General features: G+C 64.1%; 31 protein-coding genes, 1 tRNA gene and 1 pseudogene. 19 read left to right on the forward strand and 14 right to left on the reverse strand.

Annotated elements, in window-relative coordinates:
* From NKI64_RS17390 to NKI64_RS17400, 3 genes are read left to right on the forward strand one after another with little or no spacing between them, the layout of a single operon-like run.
* Positions 1–633 (forward strand): precorrin-8X methylmutase, encoded by a 633-nt coding sequence (locus tag NKI64_RS17390; protein WP_023746866.1) that lies wholly within the window; start codon positions 1–3, stop codon positions 631–633.
* The gene (locus NKI64_RS17395; protein ID WP_031209222.1) at positions 630–1,403 is read left to right on the forward strand and encodes a precorrin-2 C(20)-methyltransferase; all 774 of its coding nucleotides are present in this window, start codon (positions 630–632) and stop codon (positions 1,401–1,403) included. Before NKI64_RS17390 ends, NKI64_RS17395 begins: the two co-directional genes overlap by 4 nt.
* Positions 1,400–2,164: a precorrin-3B C(17)-methyltransferase gene (locus NKI64_RS17400; protein ID WP_352668927.1), complete on the forward strand. Its 765-nt coding sequence runs from the start codon at positions 1,400–1,402 to the stop codon at positions 2,162–2,164. The genes NKI64_RS17395 and NKI64_RS17400 overlap by 4 nt, the downstream gene beginning before the upstream one ends.
* On the opposite strand, the gene NKI64_RS17405 is transcribed toward NKI64_RS17400, so the two are convergent.
* Positions 2,128–2,895, reverse strand: coding sequence for a cobalt-precorrin-6A reductase (locus tag NKI64_RS17405; RefSeq protein ID WP_352668929.1), 768 nt, complete (start codon positions 2,893–2,895; stop codon positions 2,128–2,130). The genes NKI64_RS17400 and NKI64_RS17405 overlap by 37 nt on opposite strands.
* Before the next feature lies 1 nt (position 2,896).
* Between NKI64_RS17405 and cbiE the strand changes: the two genes are divergently transcribed.
* From cbiE to cobT, 7 genes are read left to right on the forward strand one after another with little or no spacing between them, the layout of a single operon-like run.
* Positions 2,897–4,132 (forward strand): precorrin-6y C5,15-methyltransferase (decarboxylating) subunit CbiE, encoded by a 1,236-nt coding sequence (cbiE, locus tag NKI64_RS17410; protein ID WP_352668932.1) that lies wholly within the window; start codon positions 2,897–2,899, stop codon positions 4,130–4,132.
* Positions 4,129–4,515: a cobalamin biosynthesis protein gene (locus tag NKI64_RS17415; RefSeq protein WP_023690940.1), complete on the forward strand. Its 387-nt coding sequence runs from the start codon at positions 4,129–4,131 to the stop codon at positions 4,513–4,515. The genes cbiE and NKI64_RS17415 overlap by 4 nt, the downstream gene beginning before the upstream one ends.
* A complete protein-coding gene (gene cobM, locus NKI64_RS17420; RefSeq protein ID WP_352668934.1) occupies positions 4,512–5,276 on the forward strand; it encodes a precorrin-4 C(11)-methyltransferase in 765 nt (254 codons plus the stop codon). The genes NKI64_RS17415 and cobM overlap by 4 nt, the downstream gene beginning before the upstream one ends.
* Positions 5,273–6,079, forward strand: coding sequence for a uroporphyrinogen-III C-methyltransferase (cobA, locus tag NKI64_RS17425; protein ID WP_352668936.1), 807 nt, complete (start codon positions 5,273–5,275; stop codon positions 6,077–6,079). The genes cobM and cobA overlap by 4 nt, the downstream gene beginning before the upstream one ends.
* The gene (locus tag NKI64_RS17430; protein WP_352668938.1) at positions 6,076–7,389 is read left to right on the forward strand and encodes a cobyrinic acid a,c-diamide synthase CobB; all 1,314 of its coding nucleotides are present in this window, start codon (positions 6,076–6,078) and stop codon (positions 7,387–7,389) included. Before cobA ends, NKI64_RS17430 begins: the two co-directional genes overlap by 4 nt.
* Entirely contained in the window at positions 7,386–8,153 is a 768-nt protein-coding gene (locus tag NKI64_RS17435) for an adenosylcobinamide-GDP ribazoletransferase (protein WP_352668940.1), read from the forward strand. Before NKI64_RS17430 ends, NKI64_RS17435 begins: the two co-directional genes overlap by 4 nt.
* A gap of 24 nt (positions 8,154–8,177) precedes the next feature.
* Complete coding sequence (cobT, locus tag NKI64_RS17440) at positions 8,178–9,188, forward strand: nicotinate-nucleotide--dimethylbenzimidazole phosphoribosyltransferase (RefSeq protein ID WP_352668942.1); 1,011 nt, start codon at positions 8,178–8,180, stop codon at positions 9,186–9,188.
* Between the two features lie 31 nt (positions 9,189–9,219).
* On the opposite strand, the gene NKI64_RS17445 is transcribed toward cobT, so the two are convergent.
* The 4 genes from NKI64_RS17445 to NKI64_RS17460 all read right to left on the reverse strand — a co-directional run bounded on the left by NKI64_RS17445 (position 9,220) and on the right by NKI64_RS17460 (position 12,342).
* On the reverse strand, positions 9,220–10,257 hold the full coding sequence (locus NKI64_RS17445) for a DUF262 domain-containing protein (protein ID WP_023668385.1): 1,038 nt from the start codon (positions 10,255–10,257) through the stop codon (positions 9,220–9,222).
* Positions 10,257–10,850, reverse strand: coding sequence for a hypothetical protein (locus NKI64_RS17450; RefSeq protein ID WP_352668944.1), 594 nt, complete (start codon positions 10,848–10,850; stop codon positions 10,257–10,259). The genes NKI64_RS17445 and NKI64_RS17450 overlap by 1 nt, the downstream gene beginning before the upstream one ends.
* A 161-nt stretch (positions 10,851–11,011) precedes the next feature.
* Positions 11,012–11,087, reverse strand: a tRNA-Lys gene (locus NKI64_RS17455).
* A gap of 346 nt (positions 11,088–11,433) precedes the next feature.
* Entirely contained in the window at positions 11,434–12,342 is a 909-nt protein-coding gene (locus NKI64_RS17460; protein WP_352668946.1) for a PhzF family phenazine biosynthesis protein, read from the reverse strand.
* A gap of 113 nt (positions 12,343–12,455) precedes the next feature.
* On the opposite strand from NKI64_RS17460, the gene NKI64_RS17465 reads away from it, so the two are divergent.
* The 4 genes from NKI64_RS17465 to NKI64_RS17480 all read left to right on the forward strand — a co-directional run bounded on the left by NKI64_RS17465 (position 12,456) and on the right by NKI64_RS17480 (position 16,037).
* Positions 12,456–13,742: an efflux RND transporter periplasmic adaptor subunit gene (locus NKI64_RS17465; protein WP_352668949.1), complete on the forward strand. Its 1,287-nt coding sequence runs from the start codon at positions 12,456–12,458 to the stop codon at positions 13,740–13,742.
* A gap of 4 nt (positions 13,743–13,746) precedes the next feature.
* Positions 13,747–14,451, forward strand: a complete 705-nt coding sequence (locus NKI64_RS17470) for an ABC transporter ATP-binding protein (RefSeq protein ID WP_023685174.1) — start codon at positions 13,747–13,749, stop codon at positions 14,449–14,451.
* On the forward strand, positions 14,448–15,665 hold the full coding sequence (locus NKI64_RS17475) for an ABC transporter permease (protein WP_023685173.1): 1,218 nt from the start codon (positions 14,448–14,450) through the stop codon (positions 15,663–15,665). The genes NKI64_RS17470 and NKI64_RS17475 overlap by 4 nt, the downstream gene beginning before the upstream one ends.
* A gap of 129 nt (positions 15,666–15,794) precedes the next feature.
* On the forward strand, positions 15,795–16,037 hold the full coding sequence (locus tag NKI64_RS17480; protein WP_023690325.1) for a hypothetical protein: 243 nt from the start codon (positions 15,795–15,797) through the stop codon (positions 16,035–16,037).
* Here NKI64_RS17480 and NKI64_RS17485 read toward each other — a convergent pair.
* Both NKI64_RS17485 and NKI64_RS17490 read right to left on the reverse strand, forming a co-directional pair.
* Positions 16,034–16,753, reverse strand: a complete 720-nt coding sequence (locus tag NKI64_RS17485; RefSeq protein ID WP_352668976.1) for an NUDIX hydrolase — start codon at positions 16,751–16,753, stop codon at positions 16,034–16,036. The genes NKI64_RS17480 and NKI64_RS17485 overlap by 4 nt on opposite strands.
* A gap of 5 nt (positions 16,754–16,758) precedes the next feature.
* On the reverse strand, positions 16,759–17,871 hold the full coding sequence (locus tag NKI64_RS17490; protein WP_023817987.1) for an endonuclease/exonuclease/phosphatase family protein: 1,113 nt from the start codon (positions 17,869–17,871) through the stop codon (positions 16,759–16,761).
* A 157-nt stretch (positions 17,872–18,028) separates the two neighbouring features.
* Between NKI64_RS17490 and NKI64_RS17495 the strand changes: the two genes are divergently transcribed.
* Together NKI64_RS17495 and NKI64_RS17500 are read left to right on the forward strand one after the other, a co-directional pair.
* A complete protein-coding gene (locus NKI64_RS17495) occupies positions 18,029–18,622 on the forward strand; it encodes a BA14K family protein (protein WP_023698358.1) in 594 nt (197 codons plus the stop codon).
* A 169-nt stretch (positions 18,623–18,791) separates the two neighbouring features.
* A complete protein-coding gene (locus tag NKI64_RS17500) occupies positions 18,792–19,076 on the forward strand; it encodes a PilZ domain-containing protein (protein WP_023685169.1) in 285 nt (94 codons plus the stop codon).
* A gap of 81 nt (positions 19,077–19,157) precedes the next feature.
* Here NKI64_RS17500 and ilvC read toward each other — a convergent pair whose 3' ends face one another.
* From ilvC to NKI64_RS17515, 3 genes are all read right to left on the reverse strand, one after another.
* Positions 19,158–20,177 carry a ketol-acid reductoisomerase gene (gene ilvC, locus NKI64_RS17505; RefSeq protein ID WP_013531065.1) on the reverse strand — a complete coding sequence of 340 codons (1,020 nt, stop codon included), beginning with the start codon at positions 20,175–20,177 and terminating at the stop codon, positions 19,158–19,160.
* Between the two features lie 23 nt (positions 20,178–20,200).
* Positions 20,201–20,866 (reverse strand): TetR/AcrR family transcriptional regulator, encoded by a 666-nt coding sequence (locus tag NKI64_RS17510; RefSeq protein ID WP_245270422.1) that lies wholly within the window; start codon positions 20,864–20,866, stop codon positions 20,201–20,203.
* A gap of 143 nt (positions 20,867–21,009) precedes the next feature.
* Positions 21,010–21,468 (reverse strand): MarR family winged helix-turn-helix transcriptional regulator, encoded by a 459-nt coding sequence (locus NKI64_RS17515; protein ID WP_023690331.1) that lies wholly within the window; start codon positions 21,466–21,468, stop codon positions 21,010–21,012.
* A gap of 122 nt (positions 21,469–21,590) precedes the next feature.
* Between NKI64_RS17515 and NKI64_RS17520 the strand changes: the two genes are divergently transcribed.
* Together NKI64_RS17520 and NKI64_RS17525 are read left to right on the forward strand one after the other, a co-directional pair.
* Complete coding sequence (locus NKI64_RS17520; RefSeq protein ID WP_023690332.1) at positions 21,591–21,896, forward strand: Rieske (2Fe-2S) protein; 306 nt, start codon at positions 21,591–21,593, stop codon at positions 21,894–21,896.
* Between the two features lies 1 nt (position 21,897).
* Positions 21,898–22,656: a glutathione S-transferase family protein gene (locus NKI64_RS17525; RefSeq protein WP_352668953.1), complete on the forward strand. Its 759-nt coding sequence runs from the start codon at positions 21,898–21,900 to the stop codon at positions 22,654–22,656.
* Here the strand turns inward: NKI64_RS17525 and NKI64_RS17530 are convergent.
* Both NKI64_RS17530 and NKI64_RS17535 read right to left on the reverse strand, forming a co-directional pair.
* Positions 22,619–23,854 (reverse strand): annotated as a pseudogene (locus NKI64_RS17530) (FAD-dependent oxidoreductase); the annotation flags it as partial. The gene NKI64_RS17525 and the pseudogene NKI64_RS17530 overlap by 38 nt on opposite strands.
* Positions 23,855–23,929: 75 nt before the next feature.
* Positions 23,930–24,337: a winged helix-turn-helix transcriptional regulator gene (locus NKI64_RS17535; RefSeq protein WP_023690335.1), complete on the reverse strand. Its 408-nt coding sequence runs from the start codon at positions 24,335–24,337 to the stop codon at positions 23,930–23,932.
* A gap of 138 nt (positions 24,338–24,475) precedes the next feature.
* On the opposite strand from NKI64_RS17535, the gene NKI64_RS17540 reads away from it, so the two are divergent.
* Positions 24,476–25,366, forward strand: coding sequence for an SDR family oxidoreductase (locus NKI64_RS17540; protein WP_352546092.1), 891 nt, complete (start codon positions 24,476–24,478; stop codon positions 25,364–25,366).
* Between the two features lie 50 nt (positions 25,367–25,416).
* On the opposite strand, the gene NKI64_RS17545 is transcribed toward NKI64_RS17540, so the two are convergent.
* Both NKI64_RS17545 and NKI64_RS32140 read right to left on the reverse strand, forming a co-directional pair.
* Positions 25,417–26,457 (reverse strand): SDR family oxidoreductase, encoded by a 1,041-nt coding sequence (locus NKI64_RS17545; RefSeq protein WP_352668956.1) that lies wholly within the window; start codon positions 26,455–26,457, stop codon positions 25,417–25,419.
* 35 nt (positions 26,458–26,492) lie between these two features.
* Positions 26,493–26,593, reverse strand: a 101-nt coding sequence (locus tag NKI64_RS32140) for a KUP/HAK/KT family potassium transporter (RefSeq protein WP_502898780.1), incomplete at its 5' end; no start/stop codon positions are given.

Genomic DNA, 26,593 nt, shown 5'->3' on the forward strand with positions numbered 1-26,593 from the left:
ATGGCCGCCTACGACTACATCCATGACGGCAACGCGATCTATGAACGTTCCTTCGCCATCATCCGCGCCGAGGCCGACCTGTCCCGGTTCTCCGAGGCGGAAGCCGACGTTGCCATCCGCATGATCCATGCCTGCGGCCAGGTCGAAGCATCAAGTCATTTTGTCTTCTCCAGCGATTTCGTCGCCGCCGCCCGCAGCGCTTTGGCGGCCGGCGCACCGATCTTCTGCGATGCCGAAATGGTCTCGCATGGCGTCACCCGCGCCAGGCTGCCGGCCGGCAATGAGGTGATCTGCACCTTGCGCGACCCGCGCACGCACGACATCGCCAAGCAGATCGGCAACACCCGCTCGGCCGCCGCGATCGACCTCTGGGGCGAACGCATGGCCGGTTCGGTCGTGGCCATCGGCAATGCGCCGACAGCGCTCTTCTATCTCCTGGAAAAGCTGCGCGATGGCGCGCCGAAACCGGCCGCCATCATCGGCATGCCGGTCGGCTTCGTCGGTGCCGCCGAATCCAAGGATGCGCTGGCCGAAAACTCCTATGGAGTGCCCTACGCCATCGTGCGCGGCCGGCTCGGCGGCAGCGCCATGACCGCCGCCGCGCTCAATTCGCTGGCGAGGCCCGGCCTGTGAACGCAACTGTCAAAGAAGATCTGGCAAAAGGCCGCCTCGTCGGCGTCGGCACCGGTCCCGGCGATCCCGAGCTCTTGACGCTGAAGGCTGCCCGCATCCTGGCCGAGGCCGATGTCGTCGCCTACTTCGCCAAGCGCGGCAACAACAGCAACGCGCGCGCCATCGTCGAGGCGCGTTTCCGGCCGGATATGCTGGAACTGCCGCTTCTCTATCCCGTCACCACCGAGATCGACAAGGATCACGACGACTACCGTTCGCAGATCACCGATTTCTACGAGCAGTCGGCCGAGAAGGTCGCCGAACACCTCGAAGCCGGCCGCATGGTCGCCGTGCTCTCCGAAGGCGACCCGCTGTTCTACGGCTCCTACATGCACCTGCATGTCCGCCTCGCCCATCGCTTCCCGACCGAAGTCATCCCCGGCGTCACCGCCATGTCGGGCTGCTGGTCGCAGACCGGCGTGCCGATCGTCCAGGGCGACGATGTCCTGACGGTTTTGCCCGGCACGATGAGCGAATTCGAACTGACACGCCGTCTCGCCGACACCGATGCCGCCGTCATCATGAAGGTCGGCCGCAACCTGCCCAAGATCAGGCGGGCGCTGGAGGCCACCGGCAAGCTCGCCCGCGCCGTCTATGTCGAGCGCGGCACCATGGCCGGCAGCATCACGATGAGGCTTGCCGACAAGCCGGACGACAAGGCGCCCTATTTCGCCATCGTGCTGGTTGCCGGCTGGTCCGGCCGGCCTGGCGTCATGGGAGCCAAGCCATGAGCGGCCGCCTCACCGTCATCGGCCTTGGGCCCGGCAATGCCGATCAAGTGACGCCGCAAGCCAGCCGCGCCGTCGCCGAGGCAAAGTTCTTCTATGGCTACAAGCCGTATCTCGACCGGCTTGATCTTCGCCCGGATCAAACCCGCGTCGCCTCGGACAATCGCGAGGAACTCGCCCGCTCCAAGGACGCGCTGGTAAAGGCGGCGGACGGCCATGACGTCGCCGTCGTCTCCGGCGGCGATCCCGGCGTGTTCGCCATGGCGGCCGCCGTCTGCGAGGCGATCGAGGCCGGTCCGGCCGAATGGAGCACCGTCGATGTCACTGTCGTGCCCGGCGTCACCGCCATGCTGGCGGTTGCCGCCCGCATCGGCGCGCCGCTCGGCCATGATTTCTGCGCCATCTCGCTGTCCGACAATCTGAAGCCGTGGGACTTGATCGAACTGCGCCTCCTGGCGGCGGCCGGCGCCGGCTTCGTCATCGCGCTCTATAACCCGATCAGCAAGGCGCGCCCTTGGCAGCTCGGCCGTGCCTTCGAATGCCTGGCCGCCATCCTGCCCGGCACCACGCCGGTCATCTTCGGCCGCGCCGCCGGCCGCCCGGACGAGCGCATCGAGGTCTTTTTGCTGGCCGATGTCGACGCGCAAAAAGCCGACATGGCGACCTGCATCATCATCGGTTCGCCGGAAACACGGATCATCAAGCGCGGCGACAAACCGGCGCTGGTCTACACGCCGCGCTCCGCGACGGGGTCGAGACCATGATCGATCATCGCGGCCAATGCTTCGACAGTTTCGGCCGACGGCACCTCCGGCAGGATGGGCCTGCGCACCATCACCACCTCGATACCGAGCGCCCGCGCCGCGGCGATCTTGCCGTAGGTCGCCTCACCGCCGCTGTTCTTGGACACGACACCATCGATGCGGTGCTCCTCGAGCAGTGCGCGTTCATCCGCCTCGCGAAACGGCCCGCGCGCCAGAAGGTAGGTCGCATCCGGCACCGCCAGTTTCGGCTCGACCGGATCGACGCTGCGAACAAGGTAATGATGCTGCGGCGCCGCCTCGAAAGCCGCGACCTCTTGCCGGCCGAGCGCCAGGAAGGCGCGGCGCGGCGTCGATCCAAGCGCGTGCACCGCATCGCCTGTCCTATCGACCTGCGTCCAGCGGTCGCCGTCGACAGGCTTCCAGCCGGGACGGCGCAGCGCCAGGATCGGCACACCGGTCAGGCGCGAGGCTTGCGCCGCATTGGCGGATATCTGCGCCGCATAGGGATGCGTCGCGTCGATCAGCAGGTCGATGCCCGCCTCCCTGAGATAGGCGGCCAGCCCGTCGGCGCCGCCAAATCCGCCGCTGCGCACCGGCACGCCTTGCGCGACCGGGCTTTCGGTACGGCCGGCCAGCGACAGAGTGACAGACAGATCGCTCCGCGCGGCCAGCTTTCCCGCCAAGTGCCGGGCTTCGCTGGTGCCGCCAAGGATCAGAATGCGGTGGGTCATCATGCCTGCTGAGAGTAAGCGCGGCGCCAAGCCGAAATGGCTGACGGTGATCGGCATCGGCGAGGACGGTTTAGCGGGTCTCGGCGACGAGGCCAAGCGGCAGATCGCTGACGCCGAGACCGTCTTCGGCGGCAAGCGGCATCTGGCGCTGGTGGCGTCGCTCATCAAGGGTGAGCAGCGCCCATGGCCGGCGCCATTCGATGCCGGCATGGCAGACGTGCTGGCGCTGGCCGGCCGGCGCGTCTGCGTGCTCGCCTCCGGTGATCCATTCTTCCACGGGGTCGGCGCCACCCTTGCCCGCAAGGTCAAGCCTGAAGAGATGCATGTCATCCCCGCGCCATCGGCGATTTCGCTGGCTGCCGCCCGGCTCGGCTGGGCGTTGCAGGACATCGAGACGATCTCGCTGCATGGAAGGCCGCTCGACCTGATCCGGCCGCTGCTGCATCCCAGGGCGCGCATCCTGGCGCTGACATCGGACGGCGACGCACCAGCGACAATAGCGCGCCTGCTCGTAGAGCTCGACTTCGGCGCTTCGCGGCTGACGGTTTTGGAAGCGCTGGGCGGACCGAACGAGAAGCTTCGCTCGGCACGTGCCGACGCTTTCGACGTCAGAGACATCAATCCGCTCAACGTGCTGGCGCTTGAGCTTGAATCGACACAAGAGGCCCGCATCCTGCCGCTGAGCGTTGGCCGCGCCGACCATCTGTTCGAGCATGACGGCCAGATCACCAAGCACGACATCCGCGCCATGACGCTTGCGGCGCTGGCGCCGAGGCGTGGCGAATTGCTGTGGGACATCGGCGCCGGTTCCGGCGCCATCGGCATCGAATGGATGCTCGCTCACCCCTCGATGCGCGCCATCGCCATCGAGGCCAACAGCGACCGCGCCGCCCGCATCGTCCGCAACGCCGCGCATTGCGGCGTGCCCGGTCTTGTCGTGGTGGAAGGGTCGGCGCCCAAGGCACTGGCCGGGCTGGACACGCCGGATGCGATCTTCATCGGCGGAGGTGGCAGCGACGCCGGCGTACTGAACGCCGCCATCAAGGCGCTGCCATCCCGTGGCCGTCTCGTTGCCAATGCGGTGACGCTGGAGATGGAGGCGCTGCTTCTCGCGGAGCACATCAAGCGCGGCGGCGACCTTACCCGCATCACCATTTCCCGCGCTTCTCCTGTCGGTTCGATGCAGGCCTGGCGCCCGGCCATGCCGGTCACCCAGTGGAGCTGGGTGAAGCCATGATGGTGGCGGGCATCGGCAGCCGGAAGGGCGTGAGCGTCGAAGACGTGCTCGCGGCGATCGAAACCGCCCTCGAAGCGCACGGGCTGGCGATAACGGCGCTGTCGGCCTTGGCGACCGCCGCGCTCAAGAAAGACGAAGAAGCGATCTCTGCCGCTGGCCGCACGCTCAACCTTCCCGTCATCATCGTTGATGACGCAGCACTTCAGGCCGTCTCGTCGGAGGCACTCAGCAAATCCGATCTCTCGCAGGATCTCGCCGGCACACCCTCCGTCTCAGAAGCCTCCGCCCTTGCCGTTGCCGGCCCCGGTGCAAAGCTGCTTGGTCCACGCACCGTGCTCGGCCCGGTCACCTGCGCCATCGCCATCAGCGGAGACGCGCCATGACCGTGCATTTCATCGGCGCCGGTCCCGGCGCCGCCGCCCGCATCACACTGCGCGGCGCCAAGCTGCTGGCAAGCTGCCCGGTCTGTCTGCATGCCGGCTCGATCGTCGCGCCGGAATTGCTGCAACACTGCGCACCGGGGACCAAACTGATCGATACGGCGCCGATGTCACTCGACGAAATCGAGGTCGAATATGTGACAGCCCACCAGGCCGGCCACGATGTCGCCCGCCTGCATTCCGGCGACCTCTCGGTGTGGAGCGCCGTGGCCGAGCAGATCCGCCGGCTGGAAAAACACGGCATTCCTTACACGCTGACGCCGGGCGTTCCCTCTTTCGCCGCCGCAGCCGCAGCCCTTCGCCGCGAACTGACCATTCCCGAGGTGGCGCAAAGCCTGGTGCTGACCCGCGTCTCCGGCCGCGCCTCGAAAATGCCGCCGGGCGAAACGCTGGCCGGCTTCGGCCGCACCGGCGCCACACTGGCCATTCATCTCGCCATCCACGCCATCGATCGCATCGTCGCCGAATTGTCGCCGCATTATGGCGGCGATTGCCCGGTGGCGATCGTCTTTCGCGCTTCATGGCCGGACGAGCGCGTGCTGACCGGCACGCTAGCGACCATCGAGGCACTGCTCGCCGCCGACCCGATGGAGCGCACGGCGATCATCTTCGTCGGCCGCTCGCTGGCAGCGGAAGGTTTTGGCGAGAGTTCATTGTACGACGCCCACTATCAGCGGCGTTTCCGGGGACGGGACGGATTGTGAGCGGTAAAAGCGAAAACACCACGCTCGAACAGGCCCTTGCCCGGCTGAACTTCAAGCCGCGCCGGCTTGAGCCGGGCCATGTCTGGCTGGCCGGCGCCGGCCCCGGCGATCCCGGCTGCCTGACGCTGGAAGTGCTGGCGGCATTGGCCGAGGCCGACGCTGTGGTCTATGACGCGCTGGTCTCCTCTGACGTTGTCGCCGTTGCGGACAATGCCCAGCTGTTCTTTGCGGGAAAGCGCGGCGGCAGGCCGTCGATGAAGCAGGACGACATCACCGCTTTGCTGGTGCGGCTGGCGCGCGATGGCCGCCGCGTCATCAGGCTGAAGGGTGGCGATCCCTATATTTTCGGCCGTGGCGGCGAAGAGGCGCTGGCGCTGGCGCGCGAAAAAATCCCGTTCCGCGTCCTGCCGGGCCTGACATCGGGGCTGAGCGCGCTGGCCGCCACCGGCATTCCCGCAACCATGCGCGGCATCAACAAGGCGATCATCCTGGCGACAGGTCATGCCGCCGGCACAGATGACGATCTCGACTGGGGCGCGATCGCCCGCACCGGCCAGCCGGTGGTCATCTATATGGGCATGGCCAATCTGCCTGTTATCGCCGCGTCGCTGCTCGAAGGCGGCCTGGCGCCGTCGACGCCGGCGGCTGTCATCGTTTCGGCGACGACACCGCAGGAGCGGACCGTCGTCGCGACACTCGCCACCATTTCCGAAGCGGCCGCCGCGGCGGAATTGGCCTCGCCGGCCCTCATTGTCGTCGGCGGCATCGTCGCCATGCGCGCAGCACTGGCGGGTAACGCATGACCCGCGCCATCATCATCGGCGCGCCGCGTTCCGGCTCCGGCAAGACCAGCGTCACCATCGGCATTTTGCGCGCGCTCGCCCGGCGCGGCATCAAGGTGCGCGGCGCCAAGTCCGGCCCCGACTATATCGATCCGGGTTTTCATACCGCCGCCACTGGCCTGTCCGGCGTCAACCTGGACAGCTGGGCGATGTCGCCTGACCTGCTCAACGCGTTGGCCGGCAATGCCACCGAGGACGCCGATTTTATCTTCCTCGAAAGCGCCATGGGCCTGTTCGACGGCATCCCGGCCGGACAAGGCCGCACCGGCTCGGCCGCCGATCTGGCGCGGCTCTACCACCTGCCGGTGCTTTTGGTGCTCGACGTCTCGGGACAGTCGACGACGGCGGCCGCCGTCGCGAAGGGTTTTGCCACCTACGACCCGGATGTGCGCATGGCCGGAATCGTGCTCAACCGTCTTGGCAGCGAGCGCCACCGCAAGCTGTGCAGCGAGGCGATCGAAACGCTCGGCCTGCCGGTCGTCGGCGCCATCCTGCGCGATCCCACGCTCAATTTGCCGGAGCGCCATCTCGGCCTCGTCCAGGCCGGCGAATATGCCGACCTGATGACGCATCTCGACCGCCTCGCCGACATGGTCGAGAAATCCCTCGACCTTGACGCCATCATGGCGCTGGCCGCGCCGTTTTCGCCGGCATCAGGCAGTTTCGAACATGCCTTGCAGCCGCCCGGCCAACGAATCGCGCTCGCCAAAGACGCCGCCTTCACCTTCCTCTATCCGCACGTCGCCGCCCACTGGCGTCAGGCCGGCGCCGAGATCGTGCCGTTCTCGCCGCTAGCCGACGAAGCACCGGTGCAGAATTGCGATGTCTGCTGGCTGCCCGGCGGCTATCCCGAGCTCCACTCCGGCAGCCTCGCGGCGGCGACCAATTTCCGAGCTGGCATGGCCAGGTTTGCCGAGACCAAGCCGATCCATAGCGAGTGCGGCGGCTTCATGGTGCTGGGCGAAGCGCTGGAGGACGCGGCCGGCGAGACGCACGCCATGCTTGGCCTGCTCGGCCATTCCACCAGCTTTGCCAAGCGCAAGATGAACCTCGGCTACCGCGAGGCACGCCTGCGCGTCGCCTGTCCGCTGGGGCCGCAAGGCGCGCTGATCCGTGGCCATGAATTCCACTATGCGCAGATGATTGCGACCGGCAATGACGAGCCGCTGGCCGACCTCGCCGACGGCCAGGGCAATCCGCTCGGCGCCTCCGGCTATCGCCGCGGCCATGTCAGCGGCACCTTCTTCCACGCCATTGCGAGGGGCGCATGACCTCCGTGCCCTCGCCCCGGCAAGCGTTCGACGACGTCGCGCTTTGCCTCGTCTTCTTCACCCGGCTGCCGCTGCCGGTCTTCGACCTTCGTGGCCGCAGCCTGGCCGATGCGATCTGGGCGGCGCCTGTCGCCGGCCTCGCCGTCGCTGTGGCTGGTGCTGTCGTCTACGCCGCGGGCGTACAGCTCGGCCTTGCCCCCGGCCCGGCAGCAGCCCTTGCGCTTGCAGCAACCCTGCTCGCCACGGGCTGCCTGCATGAGGACGGGCTTTCCGATGTCGCAGATGGCTTTGGCGGCGGCAAGACACGCGATAAAAAACTGGAGATCATGCGCGACAGCCGCATCGGCGCCTATGGCGCTTCGGCTCTTGGCCTGTCGATGCTCATCCGCTGGAGCGCGCTGTCGCAACTGGCCAATCCGACAGGCGTGCTCTTCGCGCTGATTGCCGCCCACGCCGCATCGCGCGGCCTGCTCGGCGCGTTCATGCATCTGGCGCCGGCGGCGCGCAGTGACGGCCTGTCTGCCGGCGCCGGGACCGTCTCGACCCAGACAGCTGTTCTCGGCGCCGTGCTCGGGGCCATCCCGCTTCTGACTCTGGGGCTCGGCGGCGCCTTTGCCGCACTGATCCTGCTCGCTCTCGTGTTCAGCGCCTTGCGCGCGCTCTGCCTCAACCAGATTGGCGGCCACACCGGTGACACGATCGGCGCCCTGCAGCAGTTGGGCGAGATCACGGTCCTGCTCGTCGCTTCCATTTCCCTGTCCTGATTCTTCCCCGGAGATTCCTTCCCCATGCCCTTCAAATCATTCGATGAACTGCGCGCCGCCTGTTTCGATCTGCCTGCCGGCAGCGATACCGCCGCCAATGCAGTCGCCCGCCGCCAGGACACGCTGACGAAGCCGCAAGGCAGCCTGGGCCGGCTGGAAACCCTCGCCGCCTGGCTGGCACGCTGGCAGGGCCGCGACATGCCGAAACTCGATCGCGTCAAAGTCTTCGTGTTCGCCGGCAATCACGGCGTCACCGCGCAGGGCGTGTCGGCCTTCCCGTCGGAAGTGACCGTGCAGATGGTGGCGAATTTTGCCGGCGGCGGCGCCGCCATCAACCAGCTTGCCCGCATCGCCGGCGCGGAACTCGACGTCATCCCGCTCGATCTCGATCATCCGACAGGCGACTTCACTGACGTGCCGGCAATGGACGAAAAAAACTTCCTCGCCGCCGTCTCGGCTGGCTATGACGCGGTGACGAACGACCTCGACCTCGTCTGTTTCGGCGAGATGGGCATCGGCAACACCACGCCGGCGGCCGCCATCTCGACCGCCCTGTTCGGCGGCGGGGCTGAAAAATGGACCGGGCGCGGCACCGGCGTCGACGATGCCGGGCTGAAGCGCAAGGTCACCGCCATTGAATCCGGCCTCAGGCGCCATGCCGACGCGCTGTCCGACCCGCTGAAGATCGCCGCCGCCCTTGGCGGCCGCGAACTCGCCGCCATCTTCGGCGCCACGCTCGCCGCCCGCCGCAAGAACGTCCCGGTGCTGCTCGACGGCTTCGTCTGCACGGCAGCGGCAGCGCCCCTGGCGCGACTGCACCCCTCAGGCCTCGCCCACACCATCGCCGCCCATGTCTCGGCCGAATCCGGCCACCGGCGCCTGCTCGAAGCGCTCGGCCTGCCGCCGCTGCTCGACCTCGGCATGCGGCTCGGCGAAGGCTCCGGCGCCTGCCTCGCCGTCAACATCGTCCGCTCGGCACTGGAATGCCATGCGAGGATGGCGAGTTTTGCCGAGGCTGGCGTGTCGGAGAAGTAAACGCGGTTGCCAACAGTCCGTCCGACGACTGCTAGATAATTTGCTCGACCGCCTTCACCAGCTCTGCCCTACGAACCCGCCGACGCGCCAAATCAGAGGCGGCGCGTTCGACCGCTGCGCTGTAATCCCTAATCGACTTTGGAAACTCCACTTTACCGTCGGGGTCCCTTAGATACGCGTCAACGTCGTCTGCAAATTTCGTGAGCGACTTCCCAAGCTGAATTCTGACATCACTAGCCAGAGGAAAATCACTCGCCGACTCAGATAAAAGAAGAAAAAGTGTATAGAAATCAGACTTCTTTCTCCAGCGAGTTTTACTTATATTCGGAAGAACCTTTATTATTTCGAGAAGAGTCGACAAGAATACCTTTTCCATGCGACGCCTGTCAGGGAATTCGTTCTCGTACGCCTCATACCATTTATCCAAGCTCTCTTTCTTGTTTTGTAGCCCGTGTAAAAAGCCGACTGCTAGCTCGCTGACATACTCAATATCAAGCATTCTCCGAACGTCATTGGGCGTGAACAACCCAACATCCGACCAACCCTCGTTGTCCGAAATCTTTTCCACCGACTCGATAAATTCTCCCCAATAAGTCGCATGTCTCAACTCCTGCTTGTTAAGAGCGACGACATTTCGGTTCAGTCGGCTGAAAATAGCCCTGAGTTCAACATCGGGAATGTCAGGCAGGACCCTCACGATGAAATTATAGTTATAGATTCGCTTTCTCTCTTCTTCACTCAGATCATCAAAAATCATATCCGCCCAATCCGGGCTATCTTTGCCATACATGGCAAATTCGCCACGAATGAATTCGAGGCAGGCGCGCACTCTTTGCTGTCCATCTACCACAACATACGCGTCATTGCCCTGAGCGTCGGTGTATTCCTGAATGTACAATTCAGGAATAGGATAGCCGCTCAGAATAGTGTCTATCAAATATGACTTCTGGCGCTCTGTCCAAACAGGGTTTCTCTGAAAGGGCGGCCTCAGTTGAAGCTCCTCGTTCTGATAGCGCTTGCTTAGCCAAGCAATATTGTGTGTCGTAGATGTCAGTAAGTTCTTTTCCATCAACTCGCCATCAACGTTGATAATAGATTTTCCATGCCACTCATGTGATAAGCTCTCAGAGATTCATAATCTCGGTAGAGCCGTATCTTTACGTCTCGTTCTTCGGTAGGGTTCTCGCCAGCCATCGCTGAGGTTGCTTCAGTCCATTGCCTTACGAACGGCAAATAACTTAAAACCCTATCGGTCGCTATACAGCCCCAATATATGTAGTTATTTCTGTGCTCTTTTATTGCCTCTCGATCCTTTGAAGATCTAACATCAGGAAGTTTTGTTGCCCTGAGAGATCTCCACGCCACAGAGAAATGGTGCTCAGAGACAACTGCTACATCGATGTCAGAATCAGCAGAAAATAACTTAAATTTCTTATGTGGATTAAGGCTGAAGCCAATTCCCCCGCTTCCAATGATAGTTATATTTAGAGGGTCTATGTCTATAAGCTTGCCAAGCTTTCGCTTCCACTCACGGTATAGTTCTCTATCTTTGTTAAAAACAAATGGAACTCTATCCATAAGATATGTAGTTGTGGCCGCCTCAATTCCGTGTTTCACGATCGAGGTCTTAAACTCAATTATTTTAGCATCCTTTTTGCTCAATAAAACCTCCCCTGCCATCTCCAGATTAGTACCAGAGATCGAAAGGAGCAAGCTACGGCTTGTTGCTTGGTAAGTGCAGAACTCTTGGCGGCCGCGGGGACCGAGTAGCCGTTAGGAACGGCATCCCTTCGTTCTCGGAAACCAAAATATCAGCGGAAAAATGGTGGGTGCGCACAGGATTGAACTGTGGACCCGCTGATTAAGAGTCAGCTGCTCTACCAACTGAGCTACGCACCCACTCGACCGGTAAAAACCGGCGTTGGCGGGCATATAGCCGCCGATACCGGTCCTGTCCAGCCCTGCCGGAATCATTTCCCGACAAATCGCTCCGGGCTTCGGTTTCGAGTGTTGCAGCGAAGCAAAAACCAGAGTCGGCGGCGGGACAGCGCCCCCCTCTGCCCTGCCGGGCATCTCCCCCACTTGGGGGGAGATTGGCAGCCTTGCCGTTTCGCCTGTCTTTCGGCGTTGGAGATTGGCGAAAGCCAATGCGACATCCGATCTCCCCCCTCGTGGGGGAGATGTCCGGCAGGACAGAGGGGGGCGTGAAGGATCGCCGACAGCGACGATCTCAGCCACGGGCCACTCAAACGAACAGCTTGCCTTCCGCCACTTTTACCGCATGGCCGCCGATGCGCGCCGAGGCCAGTTTTCCGCCCTCGACAGTGAGTTCGAGCCGGATACGCGATGGCCGGCCCATCTCCAGCCCCTGCTCGATCCACAGCTGCGAAATGCCGTCGGTCGGGCCATCGAACTGCATGATGGCGCCGGCAAAGGCCGCCGCCGCCGACCCGGTCGCCGGGTCCTCATAGGAGGGAGTGCCCGGCACGATCATGCGGACATGGAAGGCGCTGTCATGGTTCACCGTCTGGCGGCAATAGACGTACGGGCTGGCGAAGGCCCATTCGCTCTTGCGCGGCGCCAGTTCCGACCAGGCCTGGTTGTCGAGCTTGACCCGGGCGGCAGCCTCCAGATTGGCGACCGGGATGGTGACGTAAGGCACCCCTGCCGACCAGAACGACACCAGGTGATTCTCGAAGCCGATCTCATGCGGCGCCAGCCCGAGGGCTGCGCCGATCGCTTGCGAATCGGCGTCGAGCTTCAGCGGTTCCGGCAGCTTCGCCAGGTCGAACTCCGCAAAGGTGGCGCCATCGTGCCGGCTGACGGCGCAGCGCACCGGGCCGATATTCTCCTCCAGCACGAAAATGCCGGCGTCGCCCTCGCCCGTCAGTTCGGCCAGCGCGATCGCGGCGCCGACGGTCGGGTGGCCGGCAAACGGCATTTCATAGTCGGGCGTGAAAATGCGGATGCGGTTGCGATGTTTTGGATTGTCCGGCGGCAGCACGAAGACCGATTCGGACAGGTTGAACTCGCGCGCAATGGCCTGCATGGCGGCTGTATCCAGCCCTTGGCTGTCGAGCACGACAGCCAGCGGATTGCCGGCCAGCCGCTCCGTCGTAAACACATCGTAGAGCAAGTAATTGCGGGTCTGCATCTTGAAAAACCTTCCGCCTCAATCCGAACATGGCCGAAATTTAATTTGATATTCGAACCACCAAGCCTGATCTGTGCACAACTAGGGACATTACGCTTTCATAGGGGTCCGGCGTGGACCAGCTTGTCAATCTGCCAAAGACGGAATCGGATTCCGCCATCGAGGCGGCGCTCGGGCTTGATCAGAGCGGCGTGCGCAAGACGCGCCGCCGGGGCTGGCTTTACGCGCTGCTGGCGCTGATCGCACTTGCCGCCGGGTTGGCAGGCTACCAGTGGTTTGCCGGCTCCCCGGCCAAGATCGACTACACCACCACGCCGGCTACCATTGCCGACCTCACCGTCGCGGTTTCGGCGACCGGCACGCTGCAGCCCCTCACCCAGGTCGACATTTCAAGCGAGCTGTCCGGTATCATCCGCTCGGTCTCGGCCGAAGAGAACCAGCAGGTCAAGAAGGGCGACGTGCTGGCGACGCTCGACACGGTGAAACTCGAGGTCCAGATCGAACGCGCCGAAGCCTCGGCCAAGGCCGCTGCCGCCAATGTCGAGGACGCCACGGTAACCCTGAAGGAGAACGAAAGCGCCCTCACCCGCGCGGCCGAACTGACCAGGCGTGGCATGGCGACCGATCAGTCGCTCGAGGCGGCGACTGCCACGCGCGACCGCTCCAAGGCGGCGCTCGATAGTGCGCAGGCCAATCTCGCCATCGCCCAGGCCGATCTCAAGGCGCAGCAGACCGACCTTGCCAAGAGCACCATCTATGCGCCGATCGACGGCATCGTCTTGACGCGTTCCGTCGACCCCGGCCAGACGGTCGCCTCCTCGCTGCAGGCGCCGGTTCTGTTCATCATCGCCGCCGATTTGAGGAACATGGAATTGGTGGCGGCGGTCGACGAGGCCGATATCGGCGCGGTCAAACCAGGCCAGCATGCACGCTTCACCGTCGATGCCTTTCCGGAGCGGCCGTTCGACGCCGAGATCCGCGACATCTCCTACGCCTCGGTCACCACCGACGGCGTCGTCACCTACAATGCACGGTTGGAAGTCGACAATAACGAGCTTTTGCTGCGGCCCGGCATGACCGCCACGGTTTCGGTCGTCACCAGGCAGGCCAAGAGCGTGCTCACCGTGCCTTCAACAGCGTTTCGCTATCGGCCATCGGCACCTGCTGCCCGCACGTGGAGCCTCAGCGATCTGTTCACCGGCCGCATGGGTCGTGGCGGCAACCGCCGCCAGCCGGTGAAGGCGCCCACCGACGGCTCACGCACGCTCTATGTGCTGGAGAACGGCCGGCCGCACCCGGTCAACGTCAAGATCGGCTCCACCGACGGCGAACTGACCGAGATCACCTCCGGGCTGGATGAAGGTGCAGAGGTTATCACGACCTCGCAGCTGCGGAGCTGACGCCATGGCCGCGGGCCTCATCGGTTTCGACACGGTCTGGAAGAGCTATGGCCAGGGCGAAGCCAAGGTCCATGCGCTGGCCGGCGTCGACCTCGCCATCCAGCGTGGCGAATTCGTCGCCATCATGGGCCCGTCCGGTTCGGGCAAATCGACCGCGATGAACATCATCGGTTGCCTCGACACGCCGACGGCCGGAACCTACTCCTTCATGGGCATCGACGCCGGGCGGCTCGACCGCAACCGCCGGGCGCTTCTGCGCAATCTCTATATCGGCTTCGTCTTCCAGGGTTACAATCTGTTGCCGCGCACCACGGCGGCGGAAAATGTCGAGCTGCCGCTGATCTATCGCGGCGCGCCGGCCCGCGAGCGCCGCGATCTTGCCATGCAGGCGCTGGCGGAGGTCGGCCTGGTCGGGCGCGAACATCACACGCCGGCCGAACTCTCCGGTGGTCAGCAACAGCGCGTGGCGATCGCGCGCGCCATCGTCACCAGGCCGACGCTGCTCGTCGCCGACGAGCCGACCGGCAATCTCGACACCGCCCGCACGCATGAGATCATGGAGTTGTTGACGCGGCTGAACCGGGAGCTCGGCTTGACCATCGCCATGGTCACCCACGAGGCCGATGTCGCCGATTATGCCGAGCGCACCATCCGCTTCCTCGACGGCCACGTCGCGTCCGACACGGCCAAGTCGGAGTTGGCGTCATGATCTGGGAAACCGTCCGCCTCTCTCTGCGCTCCATCCGCCGCAATGTGCTGCGCTCGTTCCTGACGCTGCTCGGCATCGTCATCGGTGTCGCCGCCGTCATCGCCATGCTGACCATCGGCTCCGGCACCACCGCCAAGGTCAAGTCGGACATCGCCAAGCTCGGCTCGAACCTGCTCGTCGTCCGTTCCGGCCGCCCGGCAGGCACTGGCGGACCAGGCGGGCTCGACCAGGCGGTACGGCCTCTGGCCGACAAGGATGTAGCCGCCCTCGTCGCGCATCTGACCGGTGCGCGCGCCATCGCGCCGGCGTCGCAGAAACAAGTCCGCGTCATCTTCGGCACCGAGAGCCTGACCTCGGGCGTCACCGGCACCGACAGCGCCTATCTCGACGCCCGCGACTGGAAGCTGGTGTCGGGCCGCCCATTCAGCGATTCGGAGACACGCTCGGGCACCGGCGTCTGCCTGATCGGCGAGACGGTGCGCCAGCAATTCTTCGGCGCCGGCGAACCCGAGGGCGAGATCATCCGCGTCAACCGCACCTCGTGCAAGATCATCGGCCTGCTCGAACCCAAGGGCTATACCGGCTTCGGCCAGGACCAGGACAATGTCGTCTTGATGCCGCTTGCCGCCTATCAGCGCCGCATCGCCGGCAACCGCGACATCGACAACATCTACGTCGCCGCCGACGACCGCACGCCGACCACCGAATTGCAGCCGCGAGTCGAGGACATTTTGCGCGACACCCGCCGCATCACGCCGGACCGCGAAGACGATTTCTCGATCCGCGACATGACCCAGATCGCCGACGCCATGGCCAGCGCCACCACCACCATGACCGGCATGCTGGGCGCCGTCGCGGGCGTCAGCCTGCTGGTCGGCGGCATCGGGATCATGAACATCATGCTGGTCTCGGTCACTGAGCGCACCCGCGAGATCGGCATCAGGCTCGCCATCGGCGCGCATGAAAAGCACATCCTCATCCAGTTCCTGGTCGAGGCGACGGTGCTGTCGCTGCTCGGCGGCATTATCGGCATCCTGATCGGCCTGGCGCTGGCCGGCCTCGCCTCGGCAACGCTGGCCATACCGTTTGCGCCGAGCCCGGCGGTCATCCTGCTCGCCGTCGGTTTTTCGGCGCTGATCGGCATGGTGTTCGGCTTCTTCCCGGCGCTGCGCGGCGCCAGGCTCGACCCGATCGACGCGCTGCGCCACGAATAAGCGCCAGATCAGCTCCACCGCAACCAACCGCTATCCACAAGGATGGGTGCTTGTCGACATCGGCAATACTTGTTGTCGTCCGGTCTGCGATGCTAATTTTAGAGCAAAGCATCTAGTCAAGGAGTTGCAATGAGCAAGAAGGCGCGGCTAATTCTGACGATGGTGATCATCGAAGGCGCCCTTGCGGGACTTTGGTGGTATCTCGCCCGCTACGGCATGGCCAATCCCGATCGTGTCACCGCCGATTTTCAGGCAGTCGTCGGCCAGACGATGGGCATGGTCATGGGTGGATTGCTGGGCATCGGCGTTATCCTGTTCCTCGTCGCCGCCCGCAACGACCGCAAGGCGGCGCAGAACAATCCGCGCCGTTAGCCCCCGCCACCGCCAAAATGCCACTCGACCAGCGGCTTCATATGCGGTGCCAGCCCTTCCGGCAGGTCGGCGGCGTGGCGGATGATCACCGGCCCCTCGATCTCCGGCTCGGTCTCGGTCGCGACGAAGGCGCCGATGCGCCGCGCAACCTCGTCGGCCGGCGCATCGACGTGGTAGCGGCGGAAGAGGACCGTGCCGGTCGAAGTCGACAGCGCATGGTAGCGCTTGCCGCGCGCAGCGCCTGTCAGGTCAAGCCCGGTCTCCTCGCGCACTTCACGGATCATGTTGAAATCGACATCGACGCGGCCATCGCGAAAATCGATCGGCTCGAACGAGCCGGCAGCGAAGTAGACACTGCCGGCCGGGACCGTGTGCGCGCCCATGCGGATCGCCACCAGGGCGTTGTCGCCGGCGACCAGCATGGCGTGGCCATAGGCATGCTCGGCGCCCGTCCCCTGCCGGTTCTTTCGCCATAGCAGGAAGGTCGAGTACTTCACCGCGTGACAACGCCCGACGATCCGGTTGTCGCGCCAGGCGAGCGCCGAGAGCAGCACCACCGTGCCGTCGAACAACGCCGGATTGGCCGTGACCTCGCGCCGCCAGTTGTCAGTGATCGCCTGCGCGTTGTCGCGCTCGAACGGATGCGGGCCGGGGTCGAGCCGGACGTCGATTTCGTCGACGGGCAGGATGACGTTGCGCGGCAGGTCGAAGCTCACCGTGCTCAAGCCATGTCCAGGGTAATTGCGACGGGACAATGATCCGACGCCTTCGGCCGGTCCCAGCCGGCGCGCGGAAAGCGCTCCACCGCCTGTCCCGCCGGAAAGATGGTGCGCCAGGGCTGGCCGTTGCGGATGATGTCGGGAACCGCCGTCGCATTCTTCGCCGCCAGCCCTTTCGACAGCAGGATGTAGTCGAGCTGGCACAGATGCCGCTCCTTCGGCCCGCGCGTGTGGTAGAAACTCCAGCGGTCCATCTCCGGCCGGCGTTCGACGACATTTTCGCAAAAGCCGCCGGCGGTGAGCACATCGATACAGGACTGGCTCTCGTCGATCACCTGGAAGCGGTAGCCGTCGACAGCGTCGCCCTCGATCTTCACCCGCTGGCGGTAGTCGTTCATGTCGCCGCAGATCGCCCAGTTTTTGTCGGCTGCGTGCTCTTTGCCGAAGCGCTCCTCGATGATGCGGCGCACGGCTTGCGCCTCGGCGATGCGCACCGGCATCGTCGCCTCGCGTCCGTCGAGCCCGTTGCGCGGCGAGCCCATCGATTTGAAATGGACGAGATAAAGCGTCAGCGGCACGCCGCCGACCTTGATGTCGACCTCCAGGCAGTCGCGCCGGAAGATGCGTTCATTGGCCAGGTTGCCGAGCGCCTCGAGTTCAGGCGTGTGCAATCCGAACTGCTCGAAGGTGACATAGGCATGGCTCGTCATGCGCACGAACTCGATCGGCTGACCTTGCGCGGTCTCGTTGCGCATCATCAAGGCAACGTCGATGCCGCGCGAATCATTGCCGGCGGTGGTGTATTTCTGCCGGTAACCCTCGCCCACCATCTTGAAGAGATAGCCGTACTCGAAGGCCTTCAGCGCCTCGATGTTGTCGACCTCCTGCATGCAGATGATGTCCGCACGGGTGGCGGCAATGGCGAGCGCGGTCAACTGGCGCGTATCGTCGGATTGCGCGATGGCGCGCGCCTGCTCCAGCATCCGGTATTCGGCTTCGCTCTGGATGTCGAAAAGCGCCAGCGTGCGGTCTTCGTTGAGCTGGTTGCGGAAGCCCGAGAAATCGAACCTGTTCATCAGGTTTTCGACATTGAAAGTGGCGAGGCGCAGCGACATGGACTGACCTTTGCCTGCAAGCGCCCATGAAAACAAGGGCTGCTTGTCATGGCTGATGGAACCTTTCTGTTCATCCTCCGTTCAGACGCCAAGGTCCATCAATAGGCCACTTCCCTGGGGTATCCGGGCGTGGGGCCTGTATCACTTGGAGAGTGCAATGAGCTCGCTCTTTTCGTCCACAGTCAAATCCGGGCTGTTAGCGCTCGGTCTTTTCTCGGGTCTCACGGCGCCATCCGCCGCCGGCCCGATCCTGCAGCCAAACCTGGCGGTGCCGACAAGCACCGCATTGTCTGACATCACACCGGTTCGCGACAGCTGGGCGGGCGGCAATGACCGCCGCTCCTTCAACGATTGGCAGTGGCGCCGCCACGACGGCCGTCACTTTGCCCGGTCAGGCAACTGGAACAACGGCAACTGGAATGGCGGCAACTGGAACGGCGGCGACAACTGGCGCTGGCGCCATCACCGTCACCATCGCGGCCGTGATTTTGACAGCGGCGCCGCAGCAGTTCTCGGCCTCGGCCTGGGTCTCGGCCTCGGCAGCATCTACAACAACGGCTACTACAACAACGGCTATTACAATGACGGCTATTACGTGCAGCCGGCGCCCCGCCGCTATTACCGCACGCAGCGTCTGTCCAGCGCCCATGTCCAGTGGTGCTACGACCGCTATCGGTCCTACCGGGCCTGGGACAACACGTTCCAGCCCTATGGTGGCCCGCGCCAGCAATGCTGGTCGCCCTACAGCTGACCTATAAACGACAATACACGACGGCGCCGCCCCATCGCGGCGCCGTTTTCATTTGGGAAAGACGGCTGGTCTCGGTCACCGCTAACCATATGTTTATCGGCTCAGCCTATCCGTGATATCGTGCCCCATCTGACGATCGCGCCGATCCGGTCGCGAAGGACGTGCCGTCATGGCCGACAACGAATTGCGAAACAAACACCGGCAGCGCGTGCTGAAAGGCGCGACGATTCTGACCGGCCTCACCAATTCCGAGGTCAAGTGCACGGTGCGCAACATGCATGCCGGCGGCGCCGAGCTGAAAGTGTCTATAGACGCGCGCGTCCCGGACGAGTTCCTGCTCTATGTGCCGGTCGACGGCATCGGCTACAAGGCCATCGTGCGCTGGCGCCGCGACGACCGCATCGGCGTCGAGTTCACCGGCACCGAGCCGAAGCCCCATTGGCACTATGGCTGAGTATCCTGATCGATAAACCGGCATGAAAGAGCCGGCGGATCGCTCCGCCGGCTCTTTGCTCCCAATCCCGACGACTGCGGGTTAGTTCTTGGCCTTGTCGACCAGCTTGTTCTTGGAAATCCAGGGCATCATGGCGCGCAGCTTGGCGCCGACTTCCTCGATCTGGTGGCTGTCATTGTTGCGGCGGATGCCTTTGAAGCGCGACATGCCGGCGCGGTATTCCTGCATCCATTCCGAGGTGAACTTACCGGTCTGGATGTCCTTCAGCACGCGCTTCATCTCGGCCTTGGTCTCGGCGGTGATGATGCGCGGGCCAGAGACATATTCGCCCCATTCGGCCGTGTTCGAGATCGAGTAGTTCATGTTGGCGATGCCGCCTTCATAAATCAGGTCGACGATCAGCTTGACCTCGTGCAGGCACTCGAAATAGGCCATTTCGGGCGCATAGCCGGCTTCCACCAGCGTCTCAAAACCGGCGCGGATCAGTTCGACCAGGCCGCCGCAGAGCACGACCTGCTCGCCAAACAGATCGGTCTCGCATTCCTCGCGGAAATTGGTCTCGATGATGCCCGAACGGCCGCCGCCGACGCCGCAGGCGTAGGACAGAGCGAGATCGAGCGCGTTGCCGGAAGCATCCTGGTTGACGGCGACCAGGCACGGCACGCCGCCGCCCTTCTGGTATTCGCCGCGCACCGTGTGGCCGGGGCCTTTCGGCGCGATCATGACGACATCGACGGTCGACTTCGGCTCGATGAGGCCGAAATGCACGTTGAGGCCGTGCGCGAAGGCAATCGCGGCGCCGTCACGAATGTTTGGCGCGATTTCGTTTTTGTAGATGTCGGCCTGCAATTCGTCAGGCGTCGCCATCATCATCAAATCGGCCCATTTGGCAGCGTCCGCCACGCTCATCACCTTGAGCCCGTCAGCCTCGACCTTCTTGGCGGTCGCCGATCCCGCCTTGAGGCCGATGGCGATTTCCTTGGCGCCGGAATCCTTGAGGTTGAGCGCGTGCGCCCGGCCCTGGCTGCCATAGCCGATAATGGCGACCTTCTTGCCCTTGATCAGATTGAGATCGGCGTCGCGATCGTAATAGACACGCATCTTTTGCTTCCTTCCCACAGAGATTAGAGGCCTTGCGGCCCGGTTTTTGCTCCATAAAGAGCGAGAAACTGCTGCGTCGCCCGGGCGGCATCGCCGCCGATCGCCGCTTCAGTCAATTCCAGCCTGTCGCCGAGCAGCAGACGGATCTGCACGTCGCGGGCGACCAGCCCGAAAAAGGTCCGGAACGCCATTTCGGCGTCCGTAAAGTCGAGCAGCCCGGCCTGCTTGCCGGCAAGCAGCACCGGCTTCAACCGTCTGGCCAGCGCGAAACGGCCATTCTCCAGCACGATCGCGCCGAGATCGTCCTTTCCGGATCCGGCATGGCCGATCGCGACGCGGTTCAGCGCGATCGAGGTATCGCTCGAAATCACCTTCAGCCAGTCCGAGGCGAAGCCTTCCAGGCTTGCCGTCAGCGAGGCAAGATCGAGCCGCTCACCGTCGACCGGCACCACGCGCACTTTCGATGCCTGCCACTGCACGGTCGCCGTCAGCAGTCCGTCGCGGTCGCCGAACCATTTGTAGAGCGTTTCCTTCGAGCAGCTGGCGCGGCGCGCCACCGCCGTCATGGTCAGATTGTCGCCCTCCTCGACCAGCAGCCGCAAAGCCGCGTCCAGGACGGCCTTTTGCCGCTCTGTCAGCACTTCGCTGGTATCGATCTCGGCCCTTGCCTGCAACAATTTCCTGCCCATTCGATGAGGTCGCCGGGTCGCCTCAAACGGCGTACCGTACGTTACGGTTCGGCATATTGCGCAATCCTGTGCTCGACGCAAGGGGTTCGGTAGAAAAATCGTCGACGTGAGAGCCGCCGAGCAAACCACGAGATTCTGACGGATCAATCATCGGCGGGCGGATGGCGCAGCTCTCCAAGCAGGCTCGCCAGTATCTTCAGCTCCTCCGCGGAGAGTTTTGCGCCGACCAATTCCGCAATCGACCGTCCATAGACAGCCCACATCCGTCGCCGCGTCTGACGGCCCTTGGCCGAGATGCGGATGGTCTGGCCGCGGCCGTCATCGGCAACCCTGAGTTTCTCGACCAGTCCTTCGGCCTCGAGCCGCGCCAGAAGCCGCGAGATATTATACTGCGCAAACAGTGTGCGCTCGGTTAGCTGGAATGGCCGCAGCCCGCCCTCACCCGCCTCGGCGAGTTCATGCAGCACGTCATACCAGTCGAGCGGCGGCAAGCCGCTGGTCTTCAAAGCCTCTTCCGCCTTTTCGATGAGCTGGCGCGAAACCCGCATCAGGCGGGCCCAGGCCTTGACGGCTTCGGGCGAAGGCGTGGTTGTTTTGGTCATGACCCATCCTAGGCGATAGATGCAGTTGCATCAAGCTTGACGATCGATGCACTAGCATCAAGCTTGACGATCGATGCACTTGCATCTATATGCATGCAACTGCATCAATCCGGGAAAGATCCATGAAACACGAAATCTGCAAAGTCGCCGACGTCCCACAGACGGGCAGCCTGATCGCGCCATTCTTCGGCCGCGAGGTCCATATTTGGCGCAGCGGTGAGCGCATCCGCGCCGCCGCCAATGTCTGCCTGCATTTCGGCGGGCCGCTCGACTGCAAGGACGGCAAGCTGGTCTGCCAATGGCACGGCGCCGCCTTCGACATGACATCAGGCGACCGGATCGAAGGTCCGGCGCCAAAAGCGTCGCGACTGATGTTCCTGTCGACGCGCGTCGAGGACGGCGCGTTGAACTATGTCTGGGGAGAGTGACATGCTTGAGAAGAATGAAATGCCTGAGAAGAATGAAATGACTGGCAAGCTCATTCTCGTCAGCCATCATCTATGCCCCTATGTGCAGCGCGCGGCGATCTCGCTGGCCGAGAAAGGCGTGCCGTTTGAGCGTGTCACCATCGACCTCACCAACAAGCCGGACTGGTTCAAGGCGATTTCGCCGCTGGGCAAGGTGCCGCTGCTGATCGTCCAGGCAAATGGCGAGGAGACGGTGATCTTCGAATCCGCCGTCATTCTCGAATTCCTCGAGGAGACGCAAGCCAATCCTCTGCATCCGGCCGACGCCTACGCCCGCGCCAGGCATCGCGCCTGGATCGAGTTCGGCTCGGCGACATTGAACGCCATCGGCCGGTTCTACTCGGCTTCGACGGAGGCCGCCTTCCTGGCAGAGTCCACGGCACTTTCGGCCATGTTCGATCGTCTGGAGGACGAACTGGCCGACCAGGCCGGACCGTGGTTCAACGGCGAGCGCTTTTGCCTCGTCGACGCCGTCTACGGCCCGGTCTTCCGCTATCTCGACGCCTTCGACCGGATCGGCAATTTCGGCATTCTGGACGGGAAGCTGCGGGTCCAGGCCTGGCGCAAGGCGTTGAGCGAACGCGCCTCGATCAAGGGTGCCGTGGCGCCGGACTATCCGCAGCGGCTGCGTCTATTCCTGCGTGCGAGAAATTCGCTTCTCTCGACCCTGATCCCGCCGGATGATCTGGCCAGTGCACCTCCTCTAGCCCGATCCGCCTGAACGGATCGATCAGCGTGCCGGCCACCATCGAGGCAAGCACGCTTGGCACTGGCGGGATTTTGGCGATGGTTGCCACCAGCCTGTCGCGGAAGAAGGGCAGCATCGTGCCGTCCGACTGGTAGAACGGCGTCAGCGCCAGCGACAGCAGCTGGAAGATTCGGACATGCCATCGCCGCGCCCGGGCGTAGCTTTCCAGCGCTGCCTCGACGTTGCCCGTCTGTGCCAAGGCATGGCTGAGCGCTGCCGCGTCGAGCAACGCCATGTTGGCGCCTTGCCCGAGCTGCGGGCTGGTCGAATGCGCGGCATCGCCGATCACGGCCAGCCTGCGGCCGGCCGGCAGCTTCATCGTGTGGTGGCCGTAGCGCGCCAGCGACAGCTGGTCGAAGCTGTCGATCTGGCTGGTGAACGCCTCGCACTGCGGCCACAGCGAGACCAGTCTCGCCTTCCAGGCGTCGAGCCCTGCCGCGCGCACGTTTTCGGCATCCGCCGGCTTCAGGCTCCAGAAGAACGCCGCCATCTTTTCCGCGCCCGGTTCCAGTCGGCCGATCGGCAGGACGCCGATCATCACGCTGGCCTTGTCGTAGCGCTGCAGCAGCGCATTTTCGTCGAAGCCTTGGCGCCAGCCGAGCGAGGCCCAGAACGCGCCGTAAGTGAGCTGCCGCGGCTCGGCCGGATCGTTGAGGCACCGGCGCAGCTTCGAACGCGAGCCGCTGGCGTCGACGACGAGGTCGAACGGCCCTGCCCTGCGGCCCTCCACCGTTCGGCTCTTGTCGAAGATCAGGCTTGCCCGCTCACCGACGTCCAGCGCCTCGATCTCGACACCGGTTTCCATGGCGATGCCTTGGCGCTGCGCGGCGCGGAACAACATGTTGAACAGCGCCGCCCGGTGCACCGCCAGCCCGAAGCGGCCGCCAGGCTGCGCGTCGTAGCGCACGGCGAGCACGGTGCGGCCGCTCGAGGCATCGGCGCCATGCAGACGCTCGATGCGGCTCCCCAGCGCCAGAATGTCGTGGAGCAGGCCGAGATCGGCGAGCACGCTCAGCCCGGTCGGCTGCAGGATCAGTCCGGAACCGACGGGCTTGGGTTCCTCGAAACGTTCGAAGATGGTGACGTTGTGGCCCGCGCGCTTGAGATAGAGCGCGGTGGCGAGCCCCGCCGGGCCGGCGCCCGCAATCGCGATGTCGAGAGATTTTTCCATTGCCCGCCCAACTACTGGCCGGACAATCCTTCAGCGCCATTGTCAAATCAAGCCTTTGCTGCATGGACCAAAATATCAGCCACCGGCGTCGAAGGCAGCGCGCGCCTTGCGCACCGCACCATGGTTGAGTTCGGCCCACAGGATCAATTGATGCAAGGCGCCGAACATCGAACGGCCGAGATCGGTCAGGCTGTATTCGACGCTTGGCGGCTTGGTCGGGAACACTTCGCGATGGACAAAGCCGTCGCGCTGCAGATCGTGGAGCGTCTGGGTGAGCATGCGCTGCGAGATGTCGGGCACCAGGCGCCGCAACTCGCCGAAACGATAGGGCTGCTCTGCGAGCGCCGCCATCAGCAGCGAACTCCATTTGCCGTTCACGCCCTGCATCACGTCGCGAACCGGGCAATCGGCAATGTTTGCGCCATCGCTGGTGGCTTTGAATATATTGAGCTTGGTTCTCAGATTGACGACCTTGCCGTCCATGGCTGCTGGTTCCCTGGCGGTGCCTACCTCCCTAAAAACTGCCTTCTTTACGGTGGCCGGTCAATTCTTATTTTAGTGCTGGTCTCTTTTTGAGACTGTCAGAAGCACCCGCCACCCGGCGCAATTTCAGGATCCCCCATGACCGCAACCCTTCTCGTCACCGGCGCTTCCGGCCAGCTTGGCCGCGGCGTCATCAACCACCTGCTGGACACATTAAAGGTCCCCGCAAACCGCATCATCGCCACCACCCGTACACCCGCCAACCTTGCCGATCTGGCGGCGCGCGGCGTCGTCGTCAGAGCCGCTGACTTCAACGACCCGCAATCGCTTGCCGAGGCCTTCGCGGGAGCCGACCGGGCACTCGTCATCTCGACCAACGAACTTGAGGTACAGGGGAAGCGGCGCGAGCAGCAGCTTGCGGCGGTGACGGCGGCCAAACAGGCTGGCGTCGGCCACCTGCTGTACACCTCGATGCCCAACCCCGAGCCTGGTTCGCCGGTTGTTTTCGCGCCCGACCACTACGACACCGAACAGGCGATCAAGGCGAGCGGGATCCCCTACACGATATTCCGCAATGGCTGGTATAACGAGAACCTGTTCATGGCGTTGCCGCAGGTTCTGGCGTCGGGTCAGTGGTACACCTCCGCCGGCGACGGCGCCATTTCCTACGGCACGCGTGACGATTTCGCGGCGGCGATCGCAGCGGGGCTCGCCTCGGACAGCAGCGAAAGCGCGACTTACACGCTCACCGGCCCCAGTGCGTATACGGCTGCCGAAGTGGCGGCGTTGGTCACCGAGGTCACCAGCAAGCCGATCAAGGTCATCCAGCTTTCCGACGAAGCCCTGACCGAGGGAATGAAGTCGGCCGGCCTGCCTGAACCCTTCGCCAAGGTGCTGGTGTCGTTCGACGCTGCCGCACGCGCAGGTGACCTCGGCATGGTGACAGACGCGGTCGAAAAACTCTCCGGCCGAAAGTCGGTGCCGCTGAAGCAGTTTCTGGAGACGAACAAGGCTGCACTGGCCGGCTGAAAGCTGCCGTTGCGGGACGCCGAGCCCTTAAGGTTCGGCCTCCCGCACAATTACTTACGTCGCTTGACCAGTCCCAGCCGGATCAGGCTTTCGCCCGTGGCAATCAAAGCATCTTCGCGCGAGCGTGGCGCCCAGCCGAGCACGCGCACCGCCTTGGCGTTGGTGGCGTTCTTGATCTTGCCCAGTTCCGTTGCGAGTTGGGCCGCTTCCGGATTGAACAGCCCGATGATGCGCACCAGCCAATCGGGAAACTCCCGCGTCGAGACGCGCGACGCCGCCGGCCCGAGCCGCGTCTTCAGGGTCTGCGCGATCTCGCGGACCGTCATGAAATCGCCGGCGACAGCGAGGAACCGTTCGCCCTTGGCGGCGGGGTGGGTCATGGCGCGAACATGCAGATCCGCCACGTCGCGCGCGTCGACGACGCCGAAGGACAGGCGCGGCAGCCCAGGCACGGCGCCGTTCAGCATGCGCTGGACAAATTCGGTCGAGGTCGAATGGTCCGCGCCGAGCACCGGTCCAAAGATGCCAACGGGATTGACGACCGCAAGCTCCAGCGCGCCGCCCTGCTCGGCGATGAAATCCCAGGCCGCGCGCTCGGCGAGCGTCTTGGACTTCACATAGGCGCTGACCTTGCCTGCCGGATCGGTCCAGTTTTCCTCGTTGAAAGGCTGCCCATCCGCGCGCATTTTGCCATAGCCGACGGCCGCGAAGGATGAGGTGAGCACGACGCGCCTGACCCCGGTATCCCGCGCCGCCCGCAGCACGCGCAACGCGCCCTCGCGCGCCGGAAGGATCAGGTCATCCTCATGCGTGGGCACGCCGGGCGGAAAAGGTGATGCGACATGCAGCACGTAATCGCAGCCGGCCACCGCCGCCGGCCAGCCTGCGTCGGCCATCAGATCGGCATGGGCGAATGAAAGGGCGTCACCGGGCTCCGTGCCACCTGCCTTGAGCATGGCGAGCACATCGGCTTCGCGCCTGGCCGATCGCACGGAGGTGCGGACGCGGTAGCCGGCCTTCAACAGTTCGAGGATGCAGTGAGCGCCGAGGAAGCCGGACCCGCCGGTGACCAGCACCAATTCGCCGCTCATATTAGCCTCCTCGACGATTTATCCGTTCGAGACCCTCAGATCGCCACCTGCGTGCCGATCTCGACCACACGTCCGGTCGGGATCTGGAAATACTCCGTCGCATCGGCCGCCGAGCGGGCGAGCCCGATGAACAGCT

The organism is Mesorhizobium sp. M0478 (genome assembly GCF_040321305.1).
Classification (GTDB): Bacteria; Pseudomonadota; Alphaproteobacteria; order Rhizobiales; family Rhizobiaceae; genus Mesorhizobium.